The organism is Chloroflexota bacterium, assembly GCA_016219275.1.
GTDB lineage: Bacteria > Chloroflexota > Anaerolineae > UBA4142 > UBA4142 > JACRBM01.
This window is the reverse complement of record JACRBM010000054.1, coordinates 98,115-115,715: the sequence shown is the minus strand read 5'-3', so window position 1 is coordinate 115,715 and position 17,601 is coordinate 98,115. Positions and strand designations below refer to the sequence as shown.

18 protein-coding genes are annotated in these 17,601 nt (G+C 56.5%); 17 read left to right on the top strand and 1 reads right to left on the bottom strand.

Annotated elements, in window-relative coordinates:
- Nucleotides 1–41 precede the first annotated feature (41 nt).
- Nucleotides 42–2,132: an aldehyde ferredoxin oxidoreductase gene (locus HY868_14365; protein MBI5303315.1), complete on the top strand. Its 2,091-nt coding sequence runs from the start codon at nt 42–44 to the stop codon at nt 2,130–2,132.
- A gap of 78 nt (nt 2,133–2,210) precedes the next feature.
- Nucleotides 2,211–3,050 carry a hypothetical protein gene (locus HY868_14360; GenBank protein ID MBI5303314.1) on the top strand — a complete coding sequence of 280 codons (840 nt, stop codon included), beginning with the start codon at nt 2,211–2,213 and terminating at the stop codon, nt 3,048–3,050.
- A gap of 71 nt (nt 3,051–3,121) precedes the next feature.
- On the opposite strand, the gene HY868_14355 is transcribed toward HY868_14360, so the two are convergent.
- The gene (locus HY868_14355) at nt 3,122–4,153 is read right to left on the bottom strand and encodes a hypothetical protein (protein ID MBI5303313.1); all 1,032 of its coding nucleotides are present in this window, start codon (nt 4,151–4,153) and stop codon (nt 3,122–3,124) included.
- Nucleotides 4,154–4,284: 131 nt separating this feature from the next.
- On the opposite strand from HY868_14355, the gene HY868_14350 reads away from it, so the two are divergent.
- From HY868_14350 to HY868_14280, 15 genes are all read left to right on the top strand, one after another.
- Nucleotides 4,285–4,755, top strand: coding sequence for a Uma2 family endonuclease (locus HY868_14350; GenBank protein ID MBI5303312.1), 471 nt, complete (start codon nt 4,285–4,287; stop codon nt 4,753–4,755).
- 29 nt (nt 4,756–4,784) lie between these two features.
- Nucleotides 4,785–7,544, top strand: a complete 2,760-nt coding sequence (gene alaS, locus HY868_14345) for an alanine--tRNA ligase (protein ID MBI5303311.1) — start codon at nt 4,785–4,787, stop codon at nt 7,542–7,544.
- 46 nt (nt 7,545–7,590) lie between these two features.
- Entirely contained in the window at nt 7,591–7,869 is a 279-nt protein-coding gene (locus tag HY868_14340) for a BrnT family toxin (protein ID MBI5303310.1), read from the top strand.
- The gene (locus HY868_14335) at nt 7,856–8,128 is read left to right on the top strand and encodes a hypothetical protein (protein MBI5303309.1); all 273 of its coding nucleotides are present in this window, start codon (nt 7,856–7,858) and stop codon (nt 8,126–8,128) included. The genes HY868_14340 and HY868_14335 overlap by 14 nt, the downstream gene beginning before the upstream one ends.
- A gap of 92 nt (nt 8,129–8,220) precedes the next feature.
- Nucleotides 8,221–9,762: a baseplate J/gp47 family protein gene (locus HY868_14330; protein ID MBI5303308.1), complete on the top strand. Its 1,542-nt coding sequence runs from the start codon at nt 8,221–8,223 to the stop codon at nt 9,760–9,762.
- Entirely contained in the window at nt 9,759–10,181 is a 423-nt protein-coding gene (gene ruvX, locus HY868_14325) for a Holliday junction resolvase RuvX (protein ID MBI5303307.1), read from the top strand. The genes HY868_14330 and ruvX overlap by 4 nt, the downstream gene beginning before the upstream one ends.
- Nucleotides 10,178–11,347 carry an endolytic transglycosylase MltG gene (gene mltG, locus HY868_14320; GenBank protein ID MBI5303306.1) on the top strand — a complete coding sequence of 390 codons (1,170 nt, stop codon included), beginning with the start codon at nt 10,178–10,180 and terminating at the stop codon, nt 11,345–11,347. Before ruvX ends, mltG begins: the two co-directional genes overlap by 4 nt.
- Nucleotides 11,348–11,372: 25 nt before the next feature.
- Entirely contained in the window at nt 11,373–12,572 is a 1,200-nt protein-coding gene (locus HY868_14315) for a glycosyltransferase family 4 protein (GenBank protein ID MBI5303305.1), read from the top strand.
- A 164-nt stretch (nt 12,573–12,736) separates the two neighbouring features.
- Nucleotides 12,737–12,931 carry a zinc-ribbon domain containing protein gene (locus HY868_14310; GenBank protein ID MBI5303304.1) on the top strand — a complete coding sequence of 65 codons (195 nt, stop codon included), beginning with the start codon at nt 12,737–12,739 and terminating at the stop codon, nt 12,929–12,931.
- A 368-nt stretch (nt 12,932–13,299) separates the two neighbouring features.
- Complete coding sequence (locus HY868_14305; protein ID MBI5303303.1) at nt 13,300–14,331, top strand: ATP-binding cassette domain-containing protein; 1,032 nt, start codon at nt 13,300–13,302, stop codon at nt 14,329–14,331.
- 95 nt (nt 14,332–14,426) lie between these two features.
- Complete coding sequence (locus tag HY868_14300) at nt 14,427–15,215, top strand: ABC-2 family transporter protein (protein MBI5303302.1); 789 nt, start codon at nt 14,427–14,429, stop codon at nt 15,213–15,215.
- An 18-nt stretch (nt 15,216–15,233) separates the two neighbouring features.
- On the top strand, nt 15,234–16,019 hold the full coding sequence (locus tag HY868_14295; protein ID MBI5303301.1) for an ABC-2 family transporter protein: 786 nt from the start codon (nt 15,234–15,236) through the stop codon (nt 16,017–16,019).
- Nucleotides 16,020–16,132: 113 nt separating this feature from the next.
- Nucleotides 16,133–16,570 carry a YiiD C-terminal domain-containing protein gene (locus HY868_14290; protein MBI5303300.1) on the top strand — a complete coding sequence of 146 codons (438 nt, stop codon included), beginning with the start codon at nt 16,133–16,135 and terminating at the stop codon, nt 16,568–16,570.
- Between the two features lie 22 nt (nt 16,571–16,592).
- Entirely contained in the window at nt 16,593–17,069 is a 477-nt protein-coding gene (locus tag HY868_14285; protein ID MBI5303299.1) for a methylated-DNA--[protein]-cysteine S-methyltransferase, read from the top strand.
- On the top strand, nt 17,062–17,589 hold the full coding sequence (locus tag HY868_14280) for a sigma-70 family RNA polymerase sigma factor (protein MBI5303298.1): 528 nt from the start codon (nt 17,062–17,064) through the stop codon (nt 17,587–17,589). Before HY868_14285 ends, HY868_14280 begins: the two co-directional genes overlap by 8 nt.
- Nucleotides 17,590–17,601 lie beyond the last annotated feature (12 nt).

The window sequence follows — 17,601 nt, the reverse complement described above, 5'->3', positions numbered from 1 at the left end:
CGCACATTGAGCAGTCAGATTGAATTAGAAGGAGAAAACAAATGGCAGCAATAGGTGGATATCGCGGCAAGATTCTACGGATTGATCTTTCCACCGGCAAGATCAGTTCGGAAGATACCGCGAAATACAAGGACTTTCTCGGCGGCACCGGGCTGGGTTACAAAATTTTGTGGGATGAAGTCAAGCCCGGCACCAAGGCGTGGGATCCGGAAAACCGGATCATTTTTGGCGTGGGTCCGTTGACCGGTTCCGGCTCACCGCTCTCGGGTCGTGTTTCGATTACGACGTTGTTTCCCGTCAACATCAATGAATTGCCCGGCACGGGACACATGGGTGGACACTGGGGCGCTGAGTTGAAATTTGCCGGTTGGGACTCGGTGATCGTGCAAGGCAAAGCGCCCAAGCCCGTGTGGATTTACATCAATGATGACAAGGTTGAGATTCGCGACGCCAAGAATCTCTGGGGCAACGGCATCTTCCGCGCGACGGAAGAAATCAGCAATGAAGTTGGTTCCGATGTCCAGGTCGCGGCGATTGGTCAAGCGGGCGAAAATCTCGTGCGCGTCTCGTGCGTGCTGTGCAATCGTTCGCACTCTGCAGGCGGCGTGGGCAGCGTCCTGGGTTCCAAGAATCTCAAGGCAATTGGGGTCAAAGGCACCGGGTCGGTTGCCATAGCGGCGGACAAAAAAGTATGGAAAGAATTCGTCAACGAATACCTTTCGTTGCTTGGCGCGAACAACCAAGGCGTCGTGCCGACGACGCCGCAACCCTGGGCGGAGTACTATGGCGCGACGCGCTGGAACGCGCAGAAGGGGCAATACTGGGGCGCCGCAAATCCGCCAGTCGAAACCGGCGAATGCAGCGCGGATGATTTGAATCGCATCGGCTATCGCACGCACAAGGGAGTTTTGGATCACGGCGATGGTCCTGGTCAGCGACACCATGTTCGTTCCGGCGGTTGCTACTCGTGCCCGATTCGTTGCCACGTGTACACCGATATCCCGGCGCTCGAAACCAAGTACGGTGTGTCGCGTTTCAACGGCAACACCTGTGTGGGCAACTCGTTCGGGCGCGGGTTCTTTGACAATATCACGAGCGGCACGGAAACCGCGATCGAAGCGTCGCAGTTGGGCAGTGCGCTCGCGGATGATTACGGTTTGTGGAACGACTATGGACAGTTCCCGCGCGATCTGCTCTACGCGTACCGCAAGGGCATTCTGAAAGCCAAGTTGGACCCGAAAGAGTACGACAGCATTCCGTGGAAACTGTTGGATGCGGGCGACCCAGCATTCCTGCTCGACATTATGAAACGCATCACGTTCAAGCAAGGCGAACTGGGCAAGTTGTTCGCGGATGGTCCAGCATTCTTGGAAAAGAAATGGTCTGAGATTGCCGAATACCATCAAACGTACGAGTCGAGTTGCTGGAAGGACGCGCACGCCAAACACCACTCGAGCGAAAATGGCGGACAAGTCGGCACGCTGATCAACATGATGTACAATCGCGATTCGCAAAACCACACGCACAGCAACTATTTGGCGAATGGTCTACCCTTGGCGTTGCAGAAAGAAATCGGAGCGGAGTTGTTCGGTTCGCCGGATGCGATTGACGCGAACAACAACTACAAGCCGATGAACAAGGGCAAGGCGGTCTTCACCAAGATGTCGCTGATCTATCTCGAACTGCACAACTCGCTGACCGCGTGCAACTGGACGCTGCCGGTGTGGGCGTCACCGCGCAAGGATCGCAAGTATCGCGGCGATGTCGCGATGGAAGCCAAGGCGCTGTCGCACGTGACCGGCGAAAAGATCAGCCGCGAAGAAATCGAGGCGACCGGGATGCGGATTCTCCACTTGTTCCGCGCGCTGACCGCGCGCTTTATGAACGAGAAAGATATGCGCAACAAGCACGATTTGGCGAACAAGTGGGTCTTTGACTATCCGGCGGATAAACAACCGTTCACGGCTGGTCACAGCCGGATGGATCGCGCAGACATCGAACTCGCCAAAGACTTGTTCTACGAAGAGATGGGCTGGGACAAGGCGACCGGCATGCCGACGCGCGCGACGCTTGAAAAAGCCGGACTCAAGTACGTTGCCGATGAATTAGCCAAGCAAGGTTTGATCGCGTAAACCGCGAGACGATACGGTGCTGGGCTAGGATGCTCTCTCCGCCCAGCACCGATGATGATACGATGGAGTGATGAAAAAATGGAAGAGATGGTTGCCATGCCGGTGATTGCGCCAACGATGTCGGTGAATGAAGATTATCTCGCGATTGCCAACAAAGTTAGAGCGGATTCGCAGACCCACGCGCGTCCGATGCATATCGAAGACCTGGGCGCGCTATTTCCATATCGCGCGCCGGAACAAATCGTCGGTACGTTGGGCGAGTTGATCAAACTCGACGAGTATGCGGACATCAAAGTGATCTTTTCGCCGAGCGGCGCGGCGTTCTTGTATTCGGAGAACGCGTTTCCGATGGACGTGGCGAACGAGAAAATCGTCCGTGAAGAAACGCAGGATCAAATTGCGAGTCGAGTACGCGAAGATACGCGCGATGCTATCCGTCTCACCGAAGTCGAATCGCTCAACGCGCTCTTCCCGACCATGGAGCCAAGCCGGGTGCGCGAATTAGCGGCGAGTATGCTCGGCGACCCGCGCTATGCGGATATTCGGCAGATCGTTGGTCCCACGGGGATTCCCTATCTCTACAGCGATCGTGATATGACGGAGAACTATGCGACGATTCTCGCGCGTGTGGAGGCAAACGATCCGTACTCGCTCATCGTGTCAACCGTGCGCGACGAATCGCGCATCTATCCGCGTCCGACCAAGGTCGCGCTGTTTTACGAACACTTGTTTCGGATTGACGCCGGTCAAATGCAAGTGATCGTCGAGAGTTTGTTGCGCCGCGAAGAATATCACGATATCAAAAAAGTAGTGGCGTCCACCGGCGCGGTGTACCTATTTTCGGACAAGTATATGGAGCCGGCGTTTGCGGAAGCCTGGGTGCAGTGGGAAGAAGTGGATCGAATCAAGAATCCGTAATCGCGCGCAATCAGTATGAAAAGTGAAAACCGGCGGAGTCTGCTCCGCCGGATTTTGCGTTGTGGATTCGATTACTTGCGCGTGGGAGTCGCGGTAGGAAACTGAAAGTTGAACGAGGGCGTTTCCATCGGCGCGGCATTCGTGGGCGCGATGATGCTAACGTTCGTGTTGTAATCAAAGGCGCGCGCCTGAACGCGGATGGACACTTTCTGCGTCGGCTGATTTTCGGCATGTCCTTCCAAGATCAGTGACGCCTGATGAAAATATCCGTCGTCGCAGATCCAGAGTTTCGTTTCAGCATTGTCCATCGTATCTATGACGTCGCTCGTTTGCCCGGTTTGGCTTGCAATGGCGCTGAATAAATTTAGTGTCGCGTCCTTGTCGGCAGTGTAGACATCGCACCGCCGGCTATCCAACGTTTCAGCCGCCGTTTTCTTAAAGCCGTTCCAGTCCACCGATTGACCGGATTGGATCACCTGGTTGCTATCGGTGAAACTGGTTTTGAGTGAACTATTCGCGACGTACCACTTGTCTTCCGGCGCGCTGAACATCGCGATCGGTCCTTTGACAAACGTCTTGCCGCCCACGGTCATCATTTCGAATCCCTTGGTCGGATCGCCGCCGATAAACGCGCTGAGTAGACCTTTGGCTGTGATGTGACTGTCCTTGTTGTTCATCGCGCCGGTGATTTGAAACAAGGCGATTTCTTGAGTCGCATTGGTCACACCGGGGAATCCCTTCAGGTTGCCTTTGGCGGACATCCCAAAATCGAACCGATAGGTTTTAGCCAATTCGGATTTCTTCCACGCGTTCTCAATCGCGGACGCGGCGGCGGTGCGCGTGCCAACGACCGGCGATGGGCGCGTCGTTGGTCTCGCGATGACGAGCGTCGCGGTCGGGCGGGGTGTTGGCGCGGTGGTAGGCGTCCAGGTTGGGAGTGGAGTGTGAGTGGCGGTTGGCTCGGCAATCGGCGGTACGACGAGTTGGGCTACCGGTGCGCTTCGCCCAAAAAATTGCTGCGCGAGCAACACCATGCCCAGGCAGTAGACCAACAGAACTGCTCCACCCAACCCAGCGATCAGAAACCATTGATGGCGTGTCATCGCGACCTCCCTGACGAGTGAATCTGTGTCTATCATAAACAAGAAATGCGCCCAAGTCAAAAAACGCGCCGCGATGTTTGACATTCGCAGAGGGTTCGACTAAAATGCCACGCAAAGTGAGGTGGACGATGTTGCAGTGGGCAGATGTATTAAAAGACAAATCACTACGGGATTTACCGTATAAAATCGAACTCGATGCGCGAGGGAGAATCGTTATGACGCCCGCGTCAAATCGCCATGCCCGGTATCAAGCCAAGATTAGCGGTATTCTCGCTGAGATGTTGCGCGGGGGCGAAACACTGACTGAATGTTCGATTCAGACGCTCGATGGCGTTAAGGTAGCGGATGTGGTTTGGGCATCGAGCGAGTTTCTGAAAAAACATCGGTATGAAACGCCTTACACTCAATCGCCGGAGATTTGCGTCGAGATTACTTCACCCTCGAATAGCCGCGCCGAGATTGCGGAGAAAATCGCGTTGTATCTCTCCAAAGGCGCGCGCGAAGTATGGGTGTGCGACGAAAAAGGTCGCGTCACATTCAACGATCATTCCGGCGCAGTCAAAAAATCCAAGCTGGTCGCGCGCTTCCCGACGAAAATCTGAATTCATCAATTGCAAATCATACCTCAGGAATGCAAATGCCTCTATCATCTTCTGTGGTCCGCAAAACCTTTCTCGATTATTTCAAACGCCGCAAGCACGCGGTCGTCGCGTCGTCGTCGCTGATTCCGGCGGGCGACCCCACGCTCTTGTTCGCGAACGCCGGGATGGTGCAATTCAAGGACACCTTCCTGGGTCGCGAGAAACGCGATTATACGCGCGCGACCACGTCGCAAAAGTGTATGCGCGTCTCCGGCAAACACAACGATCTGGAAAACGTCGGACCATCGCCGCGGCATCACACCTTCTTCGAGATGCTCGGCAATTTTTCGTTCGGCGATTACTTCAAAGCCGACGCGATCAAATTCGCGTGGGATCTGCTCGTCAATCACTACGAACTCGACCCGACGCGCTTGTGGTTCACGATTTTTGAAGGCGACGATGAAGTACGCGCAGACGAAGAAGCCGCGAATCTCTGGGTGAAAGCCGGCGCGGCGCCGGATCGCGTGCGTCGTTTTAGCCGCAAAGATAATTTCTGGCAGATGGGCGACACCGGTCCGTGCGGTCCGTGCTCCGAGATTCATTATTATCGCGGCAAGCATCCCAGGAATCCGGAATTTAATCGCGCCGAGTACGTCAATGGCAAGGGCGAAGAGACGATTGAAATTTGGAATCTCGTTTTTATGCAGTTCAATCGTTACCAAGACGGCGATGGATTCAAACTCGATCCGCTGCCTAAACCCTCGGTGGACACCGGCGCGGGGTTGGAGCGCGTGACCGCGGTCTTGCAGGGCAAACTGTCGAACTACGAAACTGATTTGTTCAAGCCAATCATCGAGCACACGCGCAAACTGCTCGGTCACGACAAGGACGCGCTGGAGAAACAACTCGCGTCGTACCGCGTCATCGCGGATCACTCGCGTGCGATTGCGTTCCTCACTGCCGACGGTGTCGTGCCGGGCAACGAAGGGCGCAACTATGTTTTGCGTTTGATTTTGCGCCGCGCGGCGCGGCACGGCTATCTGCTCGGTTTCCAGGAACCGTTCCTCACCGAGGTGCTGCCGACCGTCATCGAAATGATGAGCGAGCCATATCCGGAACTCGAAAAGCGTCGCGATGCGATTCTCAAAATTACGCGCGAAGAAGAGAAACGGTTCCAGGCGACGCTAAAAACCGGGTCAGCGTTGCTCGAAGAGTTGGTGGATGAACTGCGCGCGAAAAACGCCAAAATGATTTCCGGCGCGGACGCGTTCAAACTGCACGACACGTACGGATTCGCGCTCGAACTCACGCGCGATTATGCAACCGCGTTTGGGATGCAGGTGGATGAAGCCGGTTTTCGCAAGGCGATGGAAGAGCAAGCGGACCGTTCGCGCGCGGCGTCGGCGATGGGCATTGATGTCGCGTCCGAGCAAAAGTACATCGCCGCGCAAGAACAACTCGTCGTGTCCGGCGTGTTGCCGGCGTCCGGCGTTTCGCACGATCCGTACTCGCGCACCGAACTGGATACGACCATCGCCGGAATTTTGCGCGATGGCGACTTGGTCGAGCAGGCGAACGCGGGCGACCAGGTTGAGATCGTTTTGCCAGCCACGTGCTTCTACGTCGAGTCGGGTGGTCAAATCACCGACACGGGTCGCCTCGTGCAGTACGTCGGCATAGCGGATGGCGCGGAGACCGAAGACGCGAATGTGAAATGGGCAATTGAAATCACGGATGCGCGTGCCGCGCTGCCTGGGTTGATCGTTCATGTGGGCAAGGTAGTGAAAGGCGCGCCGCGCGTCGGCGATCAAGTCGCGGTGGAAGTGGATCGTTTGCGTCGCTGGGATATTATGCGGAATCACACGGCGACGCATTTATTGCATCGCGAATTGCGGTACGCGCTGGGCGAACACGTGCAACAAGCCGGGTCGCTCGTCGCGCCGGATCGTTTTCGTTTCGATTTCACGCACAACACGATGTTGACCCAGGATGAATTGAACACGATCGAGCAAGCGGTCAACGACGCGGTGCTTGCGGATTTTCCGGTCGTGCCGTTCCAATTGTCATACAAAGAAGCCGTCGCCGGCGGCGCGATGGCGCTGTTCACCGAAAAGTACGGCGACCGCGTGCGCGTGATCAAGGTGGGCGACCCAGGTCATCCGTTTAGCCAAGAGTTATGCGGTGGCACGCACGTCCAACACACGAGTCAGATCGGCGCGTTCCACATTGTTTCCGAATCGTCCATCGGCGCGGGCTTGCGCCGCATCGAAGCGGTGACGGGACACGGCGCGGCGAAACTCTTGCAGGAAAATTCCGGACGCTTGGATCGAACTGCCGCGTTTCTGCGAACGACCGCAGAGCAAATCGAATCCAAGGTGCTGGCGTTGATGAGCGAGATTGAAACGCAACGCAAGGAAATCGAAAAGTTGCGCCGCGATCTCGCGTTGCGCGACGCGGAAGGATTACTCGCGCGCGTGCAACAGGTCGGCGAAGTGCGCGTGCTCGCGACCCAGGTACAAGCCGCGAACGCGGACACACTGCGCGAGCTAGCCGATTTTTTCCGTGACCGAATGGGGTCGGGCATTGTCGTGCTGGGCGCGGCGATTGACGGCAAGCCCAGTTTGATCGCGGCTGTCACGCCCGACCTGGTCGCCAAAGGATTCGACGCCGGCAAGATCGTGCGCGAAGTTGCCAAGGTCGTCGGCGGTGGCGGCGGCGGCAAACCGAATCTCGCGCAAGCCGGCGGCAAGGATGTATCGCGTCTCGCCGAAGCGCTCGCGATGGTGGTAAGTGTGGTAGGCAAGGCGTAGTGTTCTTCAGATCTGAATTCCCAATCACCACCTTGGAGCATCACGAATGGATATTGCGTGGGTGGATATTCTTGACGAAGACAAGCTGGATCGGAAACATAATGTCCGCCCGTATGAGGTTGAGCAAGTCCTGCTCAACAATCCGCGAATCTTCTTTGTCGAAAAGGGCAACATTGTAGGTGAAGATGTATATTTGGGATTGGGACGAACCGATGATGGACGATACCTGGCGGTGTTCTTTATTTACAAAAAAAACCGCGTTGCGCTGGTAACTAGTGCGCGTGATGAGGATGCCAAAGAACGGAGGCGATATGCAAAAAAATAAGAAAGCTCGTGATCCACTCCCAAAATCGTTCAAGACGATTGACGAATTCGTTAAGTTCTGGGACTCACATAGTACGGCGGACTATCCTGAAGCGTTTCGTGAAGTCAAAGCAAAAGTCAATATCAAACGCCGACACTATTTTGTTGCGCTGCGACCACGCTTGATGAAACAAGTTTCTCGTCGCGCGGAGGAAGAGGGAATCTCGACGGAGACATTGATCAACGCATGGCTCGCTGAAAAGTTGCGCGAAGCGGCGTAACGCGAATTGACTTGCCGTACTCGAATCTTACGCGGATGAACGCGGAACAACGGTTGCTCCGCGCGAGTCCGCGTTCTTTTTCAAATTGACTGATGCAACAAATTATCCAGTTGAATTCCGAAGATGACATCGCCGCGATTCGCGCGCGGGTCGAATCCGCGGAACTGAGTTACCTCGTGCTCGTGGTGCCGCGCCATTGCCGCGCGCTGGCGAATGAACGCGGCTTACAACTCGTGCGCCGCGCCGCCGAAGGTTCCGGCGCACAGGTCGCGCTCGTCGTTCACGACGACGACATTCGTGATCGCGCCGAGGCATTGGGGTTTCCGGTTTTCAGTTCGCTCGCCAAAGCGCAGAAAACGCGCTGGACGATGGAGCCGCTCGCGCCCGGCAAGTGGCAGGATGCGAGTGGCGGACGCTTGTTCGTCGAGCGACAACAACGCGCGCCGAGCGCACCGCCTGAAACGACCGCGCCAATCGTCGCGCGCGTGTTCGACCTGGTGCGCGAGTATCGCACAGTCATCGTCTCGATTGTTGTGGTGTTGCTTGTGATTTGCGTCGCCGCGTTTTTGCTCGTGCCCGCGGCGAAGGTGCGGGTCGTGCCATCGCCCGTCGCCATCGCGGTGACCGGCGATGCGATTGCCGATCCAACCGTGCAACAAATCACTTCGTCCACGCGCACAATTCCGGCGCGGCGCATTTCGCACGATGTTAGCGGCTCGGCGCAACTACGGACGACGACACAACGCCAAGTGCCGAACGCGCCTTCAATCGGCACGGTGACGTTCACGAATCAACGCACGGAAGAGACGATCATTCCACCGAGCACCATCGTCAAAACAAGCGCGGGTGTGCCGATTCGTTTCACGACGACGACGACCACGACCGTGCCGGCGGGTGTCGGTGCGCGCGCCGACGCGCCGATTCAAGCGATTGACCCAGGACCATCAGGAAATGTCAAGGAACTCGCGATCAACACGATTGAAGGGTCGCTCGCGATTGCCGCGCGCGTCATCAATACTAAACCTACGGTGAGCGGAACGCTCAAACCGGTGCGCGTTGTTACGGCGGATGACAAGAAAAAACTTGAGGCGCAATTGATTCAGCAACTCAAGCAACAAAGTCAGGAGACGCTCAAGAGCGAACTCAAGCCCGGCGAATTTCTCGCGCTCGATTCGGTGATCATTGATCCGACCGATTCGGTATTCGATCACGCGGTAGACGAACCGGCAGACGTACTCACTTTGCGAATGAATGCCGTCGCGTTTGGTATCGCGTTCGATCAGGAAAATCTCGCAACGATGGTCAGCGCGATCATCCAGCGGCAAATGGAAACCGGTTACCAATTGTTGCCGGATGGTGTCGTCGTGGAAACGCAACCGGGCGGCAAGTACCAGGGCATCGCGTTTCGGATGCCGATTCGCGCGATCGGGTACACGACGCCGCAAGTGGACCCGAACAAGGTGAGCCGCGCGTTGCAGGGACGCACGGTGGACGACGCGAAAAGTTATCTCGCGAGTGTGATCGCGGTCGCACAATCGCCGGAGATTGAAGTGTCGCCCATCGGGTGGAATCGTTTGCCGTGGCTGGGCTTTCGCATTGCCGTGTTTGTCGAGCCGCCGGCGGTGAAAAAGTGAGAGTGCTGGGTTTGGATGTGGGTGACAAACGAATTGGCGTCGCGTTCGGCGATACGACAGTGAACATCGCGACGCCGGTGAGCGTGATCACGCGCGGATCGTTCGACCACGATACGCGCGCGCTCGGCGACGCGATTCGCAAGTACGACGCCGAACGATTCATCGTCGGCTTGCCGCGCAACATGGACGGCACGCTCGGCGAGCAGGCGCAAGCGGTGATGACACTTGCGCAACATCTCGAACGCGCGCTCAAGGTGCCGCTCGCGTTTTGGGACGAACGCCTGACGACTGTCGCGGCGACGGAGCGGCGCAACGCGACCGGCGCGCGCGGCAAAAAATCGCGCCAATACCTGGATGCGATGGCGGCGGCAGTCATCCTGCAAGATTATTTGGATTCGCAAAGGAACGAGACGGAATGAAACGTACGATCCGACGCGTGGTTGCCGCGCTGTTTGCCATCGCGCTGTTTGCCTTTGTCGCGAGCGCGTTTTGGTTTGTCTATTCATTGCTCGCGCCGCCGCGTGATGATAGCGGTAGTTTGTTAGTGAGCACCAAGTCATTTCCCACGCCGGTTTCGGTCGAGGATACCTTGCTGGGCATGCGTTTGCAACAACGGCAAGATGAATTGAACGCGCCCGCCGGCACGGACGCGACGCCGTTCGCGTTTACGATTCTGCCCGGCGAATTGCCGCGCGATGTAGCAACGCGTTTGCAGAAACAAGGACTGATCAAGGACGCGGATTTATTCGTGGACTGGATCAAGTACCTACATGTCGGAACCAAGATTCAAGCCGGCGATTACGTGTTGCGGCGCACGATGACGATGAGCGAGTTGGTCGAGGCGTTGCAACATGGCTACGCGCGCGCGATCACGATCACGGTGCGACCGGGTTGGCGCGCGGAGGAGGTTGCAGATTATTTGGCGACGCTGGGATTGACCAAATTCAACAAGGACCAATTTCTGCAATCGGTCAAAACCAGCAAATTCGATTACGAGTTTTTGCGCGACCGTCCTAAAGGCGCGCCGACGACACTCGAAGGGTATCTTTTTCCGGAAACCTACAACGTGCCGTTCGATACGCCAACGGACACGTTGCTCGTCGTGATCCTCGACACGTTCAACGCGCGCGTGGATGTCAAGTTGCGCCAAAAAGCCGCCGCCGCAAAAATGACTTTGCACGAAGTGCTCACGCTCGCTTCGATTATCGAACGTGAAGCGGTCGTCGCGAACGAACGCCCGATCATCGCGAGCGTGTACTTGAATCGGATCAAAAAGAAAATGTTGTTGCAATCCGATCCGACCGCGCAGTACGCGCTGGGCTATCAAACCGCGACCAAGCAATGGTGGAAGATTCCGGTGACGATTGAAGAACTGATCGCGGCGAAGTCGCCGTTCAACACGTACTTGAATCCGGGCTTGCCGCCCGCGCCAATTTGTAATCCCAGTCTCGCGTCCATCACCGCGGCGCTCGAACCGGCACAGACTGATTACTTGTTCTTTTTCTCGAAAGGGGATGGCTCGCACGCGTTTGCGAAAACGTACGAAGAACATTTGCAGAATCAAACCAAGTACGGCGGAAAATAAATCAATCGTCAATCGGACATCGTAAATGAAAGTTCTGATGTTTTCCTGGGAATTCCCTCCGCACGTGGTTGGCGGGTTGGGCACGCACGTCGCCGAATTAGCGCCGGCGCTCGCGCGCGCCGGCGTGGAGGTGCACGTCGTTACGCCGCGTTGGCGTGGCGGTGCGACGGAAGAAATTCTCGCGGGCAACGCGGTGGTTCATCGCGTCGATCCGCCGTTTGGCGCAATGGGCAACTTTTACGCGGACGCGCATCAGACGAATTTGAATCTCGAAGAGCACGCGCAGATTGTGTGGGAACGCGTCGGTGGGTTCGATCTGATTCACGCGCACGATTGGCTCGTCGCGTTTGCCGGCGCGTCGCTCAAGCGGTTACACAAGACACCCTTGGTGGCGACGATTCACGCGACTGAGCGCGGACGCGGACGCGGCAACCTCGGCGGCGAGATGTCGTTCGCGATCAACGGCGCCGAGTGGTGGCTGACCTACGAAGCATGGCGCGTGATTTGCACGAGCCAATCTATGGCGCGCGAAGTGGAAACGTACTTTCAGACGCCGCCGAATAAAGTGGACGTTGTGCCGAACGGGGTGGATGCCGCGCCGTTCGACGCGCTCGACGGCGAAGACTTGTCCGAGTTTCGCGCGCGGTGGGCGTCGCCCGAAGAACGGATCGTATTCAATGTCGGGCGCTTAGTCCACGAAAAGGGCGCGCCGTTGATTATCGAAGCCGCGCCGCGCGTGCTCGCGCAAATGCCGTGCACCAAGTTCGTGATCGCGGGCACTGGCGGGATGAGCGAACCGCTCAAGCAACGCGTGCGCGAGCTGGGTATCGCCGACCGCGTGAACATCACTGGATTTATTTCGGACGATGATCGCAATCGGTTGCTCAAGGTCGCGGACACGGCGGTGTATCCATCGTTGTACGAGCCGTTCGGCATCGTCGCGCTCGAAGCGATGGCGGCGCGTTGTCCGATCATCGTCAGTTCGGTGGGCGGCTTGGGCGAGGTCGTCAAGTTGTACGAGACCGGCATCACAGTTTATCCCGACGATGTGGATTCGCTCGTGTGGGGTATGACGCACACGCTCCAACATCCCGACTGGGCGCGCGCGCGCGCGGAGAACGCGTATCGCGTGGTGAAAGCAGAGTACAACTGGGACCACATCGCGGATGCGACGCGCATGGTGTACGAACGAATTCTGCGCGAACGCGCCCAGGCGGAGTGGTAGGCGAAGAGACGGCGGCGATGGGTAAACATCGCCGCTGATTTTTTTCCCGGCAAAGGGAAATCTAACTTTGCCCCAAAGGTTAAAATAATTTATCCATTGCCCGGCGATAGGTTTGCCTCTTTTTTGCATCAATAGAAATAGAAGACCAAAGAGGAGGCAGGCAAATGAACTACACCGACAAGTGGTTGATCTGCTCATCATGCGGGAAGCAATTTTTATGGGATGCGGGCGAACAGTCATGGTATCAGAGCAACCACCTCAAGCATCAGCCGCGCCATTGCAAGCATTGTCGCGACTGCCGCAAAAAGCCAACGCATCAAGTGATGTTCAATCCATCGCCCGTCACGATGGGACGTTGACTCGCGCGTTCATCGCGCCGCCAAGCCACCGCCCGGTGGCTTGGCGCATGTACGACTCGTTGCAAGCCTCGTTGTGCGCGTGTGGTTGCTTCTGCCATTAAGGTCGGGTTTGCCCCTCAACTGAACTACCCCCTCCCTTATCTACGGGTGTGCGTCAAGTTTTTGGGTGGTGAAAAAAACTTGCGAAGGTTGAGTGTTCCAATATTTTGACGGACACCCCTCATCTCCGCATCGCTTGTTGCCGCCGGTTCGGTATGCTATAATGTTATCTGTTCTCGACCGCGTCGTCGCGAAGGAATGAAAATACGGCTCATCCCCATTTCGATTTAGGCGTGCTTGTTGCAATCAACTTTAGAGGGTTTCAATCAATGGCATCACATATCATCCAGTCCCAGAATCTTTGCAAATATTACCAGGTTCACCAAAAAGAACCTGGGTTGCGCGGTTCGCTCAAATCGTTTGTCGCGCGCAAGTACACCGATGTCAAGGCGGTAGACGATGTATCGTTCACGATTGACGCGGGCGAGGTCGTCGGTTTTCTCGGACCGAACGGCGCGGGCAAGACGACGACGCTCAAGGTGCTCTCCGGCTTGTTGTATCCGACGCGCGGCGACGCGCGCGTGCTCGATTTCACGCCGCACGAACGCCGCGCGGATTTTCTCCGCAGCATCACGCTCGTGATGGGGCAGAAGCAACAACTGAATTGGGATTTACCGGCGATGGACACGTTCCTGGTGAATGGCGCGATCTATGAAATCCCCGACGATCAGTTCAAGCAAACTCTGGCGGAACTGACGGAACTCTTGGAACTCGCGCCGCTGTTGAAAAAGCAAGTCCGCAAGCTGTCGCTTGGCGAACGGATGAAGTGCGAACTTGCTGCCGCGCTCTTGCATCGTCCGCGCGTGTTGTTTCTCGATGAGCCGACGATCGGGTTGGACGTGACGATGCAAACCAAGATTCGCCAATTCATCGGCGACTATAACGCGCGGTCCGGCGCGACGATCATTCTCACGAGTCACTACATGGCGGACGTGACCGCGCTGTGCAAACGCGTCATCGTGATTGATCATGGCAAGGTGTTGTACGACGGCGACCTGCACGCGCTCGCGGAAAAAATCGCGCCACATAAATTGGTGCGCGTTGAGTTTTCGCAAGTGTTGAACGGACAGCGACTCGAAAATTATGGCGAGGTCGTCAAGGTGCGCGGGCAACACGCCGAACTGCTCATCCCGCGCGACGCGACGCCGAACATCGCCGCGCGGATGCTTGCCGAGTTGCCGATCGCGGACGTGACGATTGAAGAGCCGCCCATCGAAGACGTCATCACACGCGTGTTCGAACAAGCCGCGCGCGCGCGCGCCGAACGCGGCGAGACGGACGAGGATGCGGAAGACGAGTGATGCAAATTCGTAATTCGTAATTCCAAATTGCAATTTCTACTCTGGGTTAGAATTCGAATTACGAATTACCAATTACGAATTGACAAAGGGACATCATGTTAAGAAAATACGCGGCTTTGCTCCGCCGCAGTATGGGTGCGATGTTCGAATATCGCGCCGCGATTTTTATCTGGATGCTGACGAATGTGATGCCGCTCGTCATGCTGGCAGTGTGGTTTTCGCTCGCCGAAGACGGACCGATTGCCGGGTACACCCAGGATGATTTCGTCGCGTACTATCTTCTGCTCACCGTGGTTCGGCAGATGACGAGTGTCTGGGTGATTTGGGAACTCGATTACGAAATTCGTCACGGCGCTCTTGCGATCAAACTGTTGCATCCGATTGATCCGATCCACGAGTACATCGCGGGTCATCTCACGGACAAGGTATTGCGCGTGGTAGTCTTGATTCCGCTTGGCTTGCTCGCGTGGTGGATTTTTCCAACGATACACTACGATCTGACGCCACTCAATTTCCTGCTCATGCTGATTGCCACGGTGATCGCGTGGTTGATTCGTTTTCTCTCGCAGTACTGTTTCGGTCTGCTGGCGTTTTGGATTTCCGAGTCCATTACGTTGAACGATGTTTGGTTCGCCATGACGATGATGCTGGGTGGCATCGTAGCGCCGCTCGACCTGTTTCCGGCGAACGTACGCGACGTGGCAAACTATTTACCGTTTCGATTCATGCTTGCTTTCCCGGTCGAGATTGTCTCCGGGCGATTGACGCCAGCCGAACTTGTGACCGGTTTCGCGACGATGACGTTTTGGCTGATCGTCATTGTAATTGTGTATCGCTGGCTCTGGCGCAAGGGCATTCGCCAATTCAGCGCGTTTGGCGCGTAACGAGCGGAAGGAATAGATTTGCGTTACCTAAGACTGCTCGGTGTGTTTTATCGCTATTCGCTCCTCAAAGAGCTAGAGTACCGCGTCAACTTTTTTTCCAATGTGTTGATGAGTGTGTTCTGGCTGGTGTGGGGCGTAGTTGGCGTTTCGATTTTCTTTTTGCATCGCGACAAGATGGGTGAGTGGACCTTTCCCGAAGTGCTGATCGTCGTCGGCTTGTTCACGTTTTTCAACGGCGTGATGGAATCGTTCCTGCGCCCGAACGTCGGCGCAGTGATCGAGCAGATTCGCGATGGCACCTTTGATTTCGTGCTGACCAAGCCCGTGAACGCGCAATTCATCGCGAGTTTGCGGAACGTTGTCTTGTGGCGACTCGTGGATGTGGCGATTGGTCTGGGCTTGATTGTTTACGCGCTGGGTCAACTGCATGTCACCCCGTCGCTCGCGAGCATCGCGTTCTTTGTCGTGATGACCGCGAGCGCGATTATCATCGTCTATTCGATCTGGTTGATGATGGTGTCGCTCGCGTTCTGGTTCGTCAAGATTGACAACATCACCGAACTGTTCTTCGCGTTTTACGAAGCGGGACGCTACCCGGTCACGATCTATCGCGGACTTGTGCGCGTGCTGTTGACGTTCATCGTGCCGATCGCGTTCGTGACGACGTTTCCGGCGAGCGCGTTACTGGGTCGTCTCGATACGACGATGACCGCCACCGGTTTCGCGTTCGCGCTGGGTCTGCTCATCGCCTCGAATCGGTTTTGGAATTTCGCGCTCCGCCACTATTCGAGCGCGTCGAGTTGAGCCACGAATCAGCCCACACAACTAAACGAATTCACGCGCGCTGGTAAGATTCTCCACGGAAAAACGATAATAGAATTGGAGACATCGTGAAACGACTCGACCCTGCTTTTCTGATGCGCTGGATCAATTTCTATCCACCTTTTCTCGGCGCGGGCATTCGTGTCAAACGCGCCGCCGCCGATTTCCGGACGATTGTCGTCGAGATGAAATTGACGCGCTTGAATCTCAACGCGGTCGGTACGCATTTCGGCGGCTCGCTCTACGCGATGTGCGATCCCTGGTTTATGCTCATTCTGATGAATGCGCTTGGCGCGGACTATGTGGTGTGGGACAAATCGGCGAGCATTCAATTTCTCAAGCCAGGACGGGGCATAGTGTCGGCGACGTTTCACATTCCGGGTGAAACGATTGACGCGATTCGCGCGCAGGCAGACGCAGGACAAAAAATCGAGCCGACGTTTGCGGTGGATGTCGTGAGCGACACAGGCGAGGTGATCGCGCGCGTCGAAAAATTGCTCTACGTACGGAGGAAAAATGCGCGTGCCACATAAGGACGACGGGTTGGAAAAACAAATCACATATTATCGTTCGCCAATCGGTTTGATCAAGATCACATCGAGCGCAAAGGGCATCGCCTCGCTCTATTTTGTTGATGCCGGGACGCCGAGCGTCACGCTCCCAGATTGTTTGCGCGAAGGCGTTTCACAGCTGGACGAGTATTTTAATCACACGCGCACAGAGTTTTCGCTCGCGTTGGATCTGCGCGGGACCGATTTTCAAAAACGCGTGTGGGGCGAGTTGCTGAAAATTCCGTTCGGCAAAACGATTTCCTATCGCGACATGGCAATCGCGTTGGGCGACCGCAACGCGCTACGCGCGGTCGGCAGCGCGAATGGACAGAATCCGATTTCGATCATCGTGCCGTGCCATCGCGTTATCGGTTCGGATGGCTCGCTCACCGGGTACGGCGGCGGATTGTGGCGCAAAGAGTGGTTGCTGAATTTCGAGGGCGTTTTGGGTGTGCGGGTGATGAATGCGCCGAGTGGATGATCGCGCCTTGTTGGCGCGCGCCCAAACGAGCGCGGCGGGGTTCGGCGAATTGTTCGACGCGCACTATAAGCGCATCTACGTGTACGCATATCGCCGCGTCGGTTCGCGTGAGATCGCCGAAGATATTGCGGCGAGTGTGTTTGAGGATGCGCTGCGCGACATCAAACGTTTGCGTTGGCAGGACAAGCCGCTCGTCGCGTGGTTGTATCGCATCGCGTCGCGTCGCGTTGTGGATTTTTATCGTGCGCGGCGCGATCACATCGCGCTCGATCAGATCGCGGCGCGCGCGTCGGACGATAACCCGAACGACGCGGTGACGCGCGCAGATGAATTCGCGGCGGTGCGGCGCGGCATCGCGCGTCTGAGCGATCGCGATCGTGAGATCATTCGCCTCGCGTATTTCGACGAATTGAGCGGCGAAGACCTCGCGGCGATGCTCGGTTGTTCGGCGAACAGCGCGTACGTGCGTTTGCATCGCGCGTTGGCGAAACTGAGAAAGGTGTTGCTCGATGAAGCGTGATCTTGAGGAGAC

What these genes read in the sequence shown, in the direction of transcription:
- mltG (MBI5303306.1), top strand. Translation starts at nt 10,178, where the DNA reads ATGAAACGTACGATCCGACGCGTGGTTGCCGCGCTGTTTGCCATCGCG.
- HY868_14315 (MBI5303305.1), top strand. Translation starts at nt 11,373, where the DNA reads ATGAAAGTTCTGATGTTTTCCTGGGAATTCCCTCCGCACGTGGTTGGC.
- HY868_14290 (MBI5303300.1), top strand. Translation starts at nt 16,133, where the DNA reads ATGCGCTGGATCAATTTCTATCCACCTTTTCTCGGCGCGGGCATTCGT.
- HY868_14300 (MBI5303302.1), top strand. Translation starts at nt 14,427, where the DNA reads ATGTTAAGAAAATACGCGGCTTTGCTCCGCCGCAGTATGGGTGCGATG.
- HY868_14335 (MBI5303309.1), top strand. Translation starts at nt 7,856, where the DNA reads ATGCAAAAAAATAAGAAAGCTCGTGATCCACTCCCAAAATCGTTCAAG.
- alaS (MBI5303311.1), top strand. Translation starts at nt 4,785, where the DNA reads ATGCAAATGCCTCTATCATCTTCTGTGGTCCGCAAAACCTTTCTCGAT.
- HY868_14355 (MBI5303313.1), bottom strand. Translation starts at nt 4,153, where the DNA reads ATGACACGCCATCAATGGTTTCTGATCGCTGGGTTGGGTGGAGCAGTT.
- HY868_14305 (MBI5303303.1), top strand. Translation starts at nt 13,300, where the DNA reads ATGGCATCACATATCATCCAGTCCCAGAATCTTTGCAAATATTACCAG.
- HY868_14360 (MBI5303314.1), top strand. Translation starts at nt 2,211, where the DNA reads ATGGAAGAGATGGTTGCCATGCCGGTGATTGCGCCAACGATGTCGGTG.
- HY868_14310 (MBI5303304.1), top strand. Translation starts at nt 12,737, where the DNA reads ATGAACTACACCGACAAGTGGTTGATCTGCTCATCATGCGGGAAGCAA.
- HY868_14365 (MBI5303315.1), top strand. Translation starts at nt 42, where the DNA reads ATGGCAGCAATAGGTGGATATCGCGGCAAGATTCTACGGATTGATCTT.
- HY868_14330 (MBI5303308.1), top strand. Translation starts at nt 8,221, where the DNA reads ATGCAACAAATTATCCAGTTGAATTCCGAAGATGACATCGCCGCGATT.
- HY868_14340 (MBI5303310.1), top strand. Translation starts at nt 7,591, where the DNA reads ATGGATATTGCGTGGGTGGATATTCTTGACGAAGACAAGCTGGATCGG.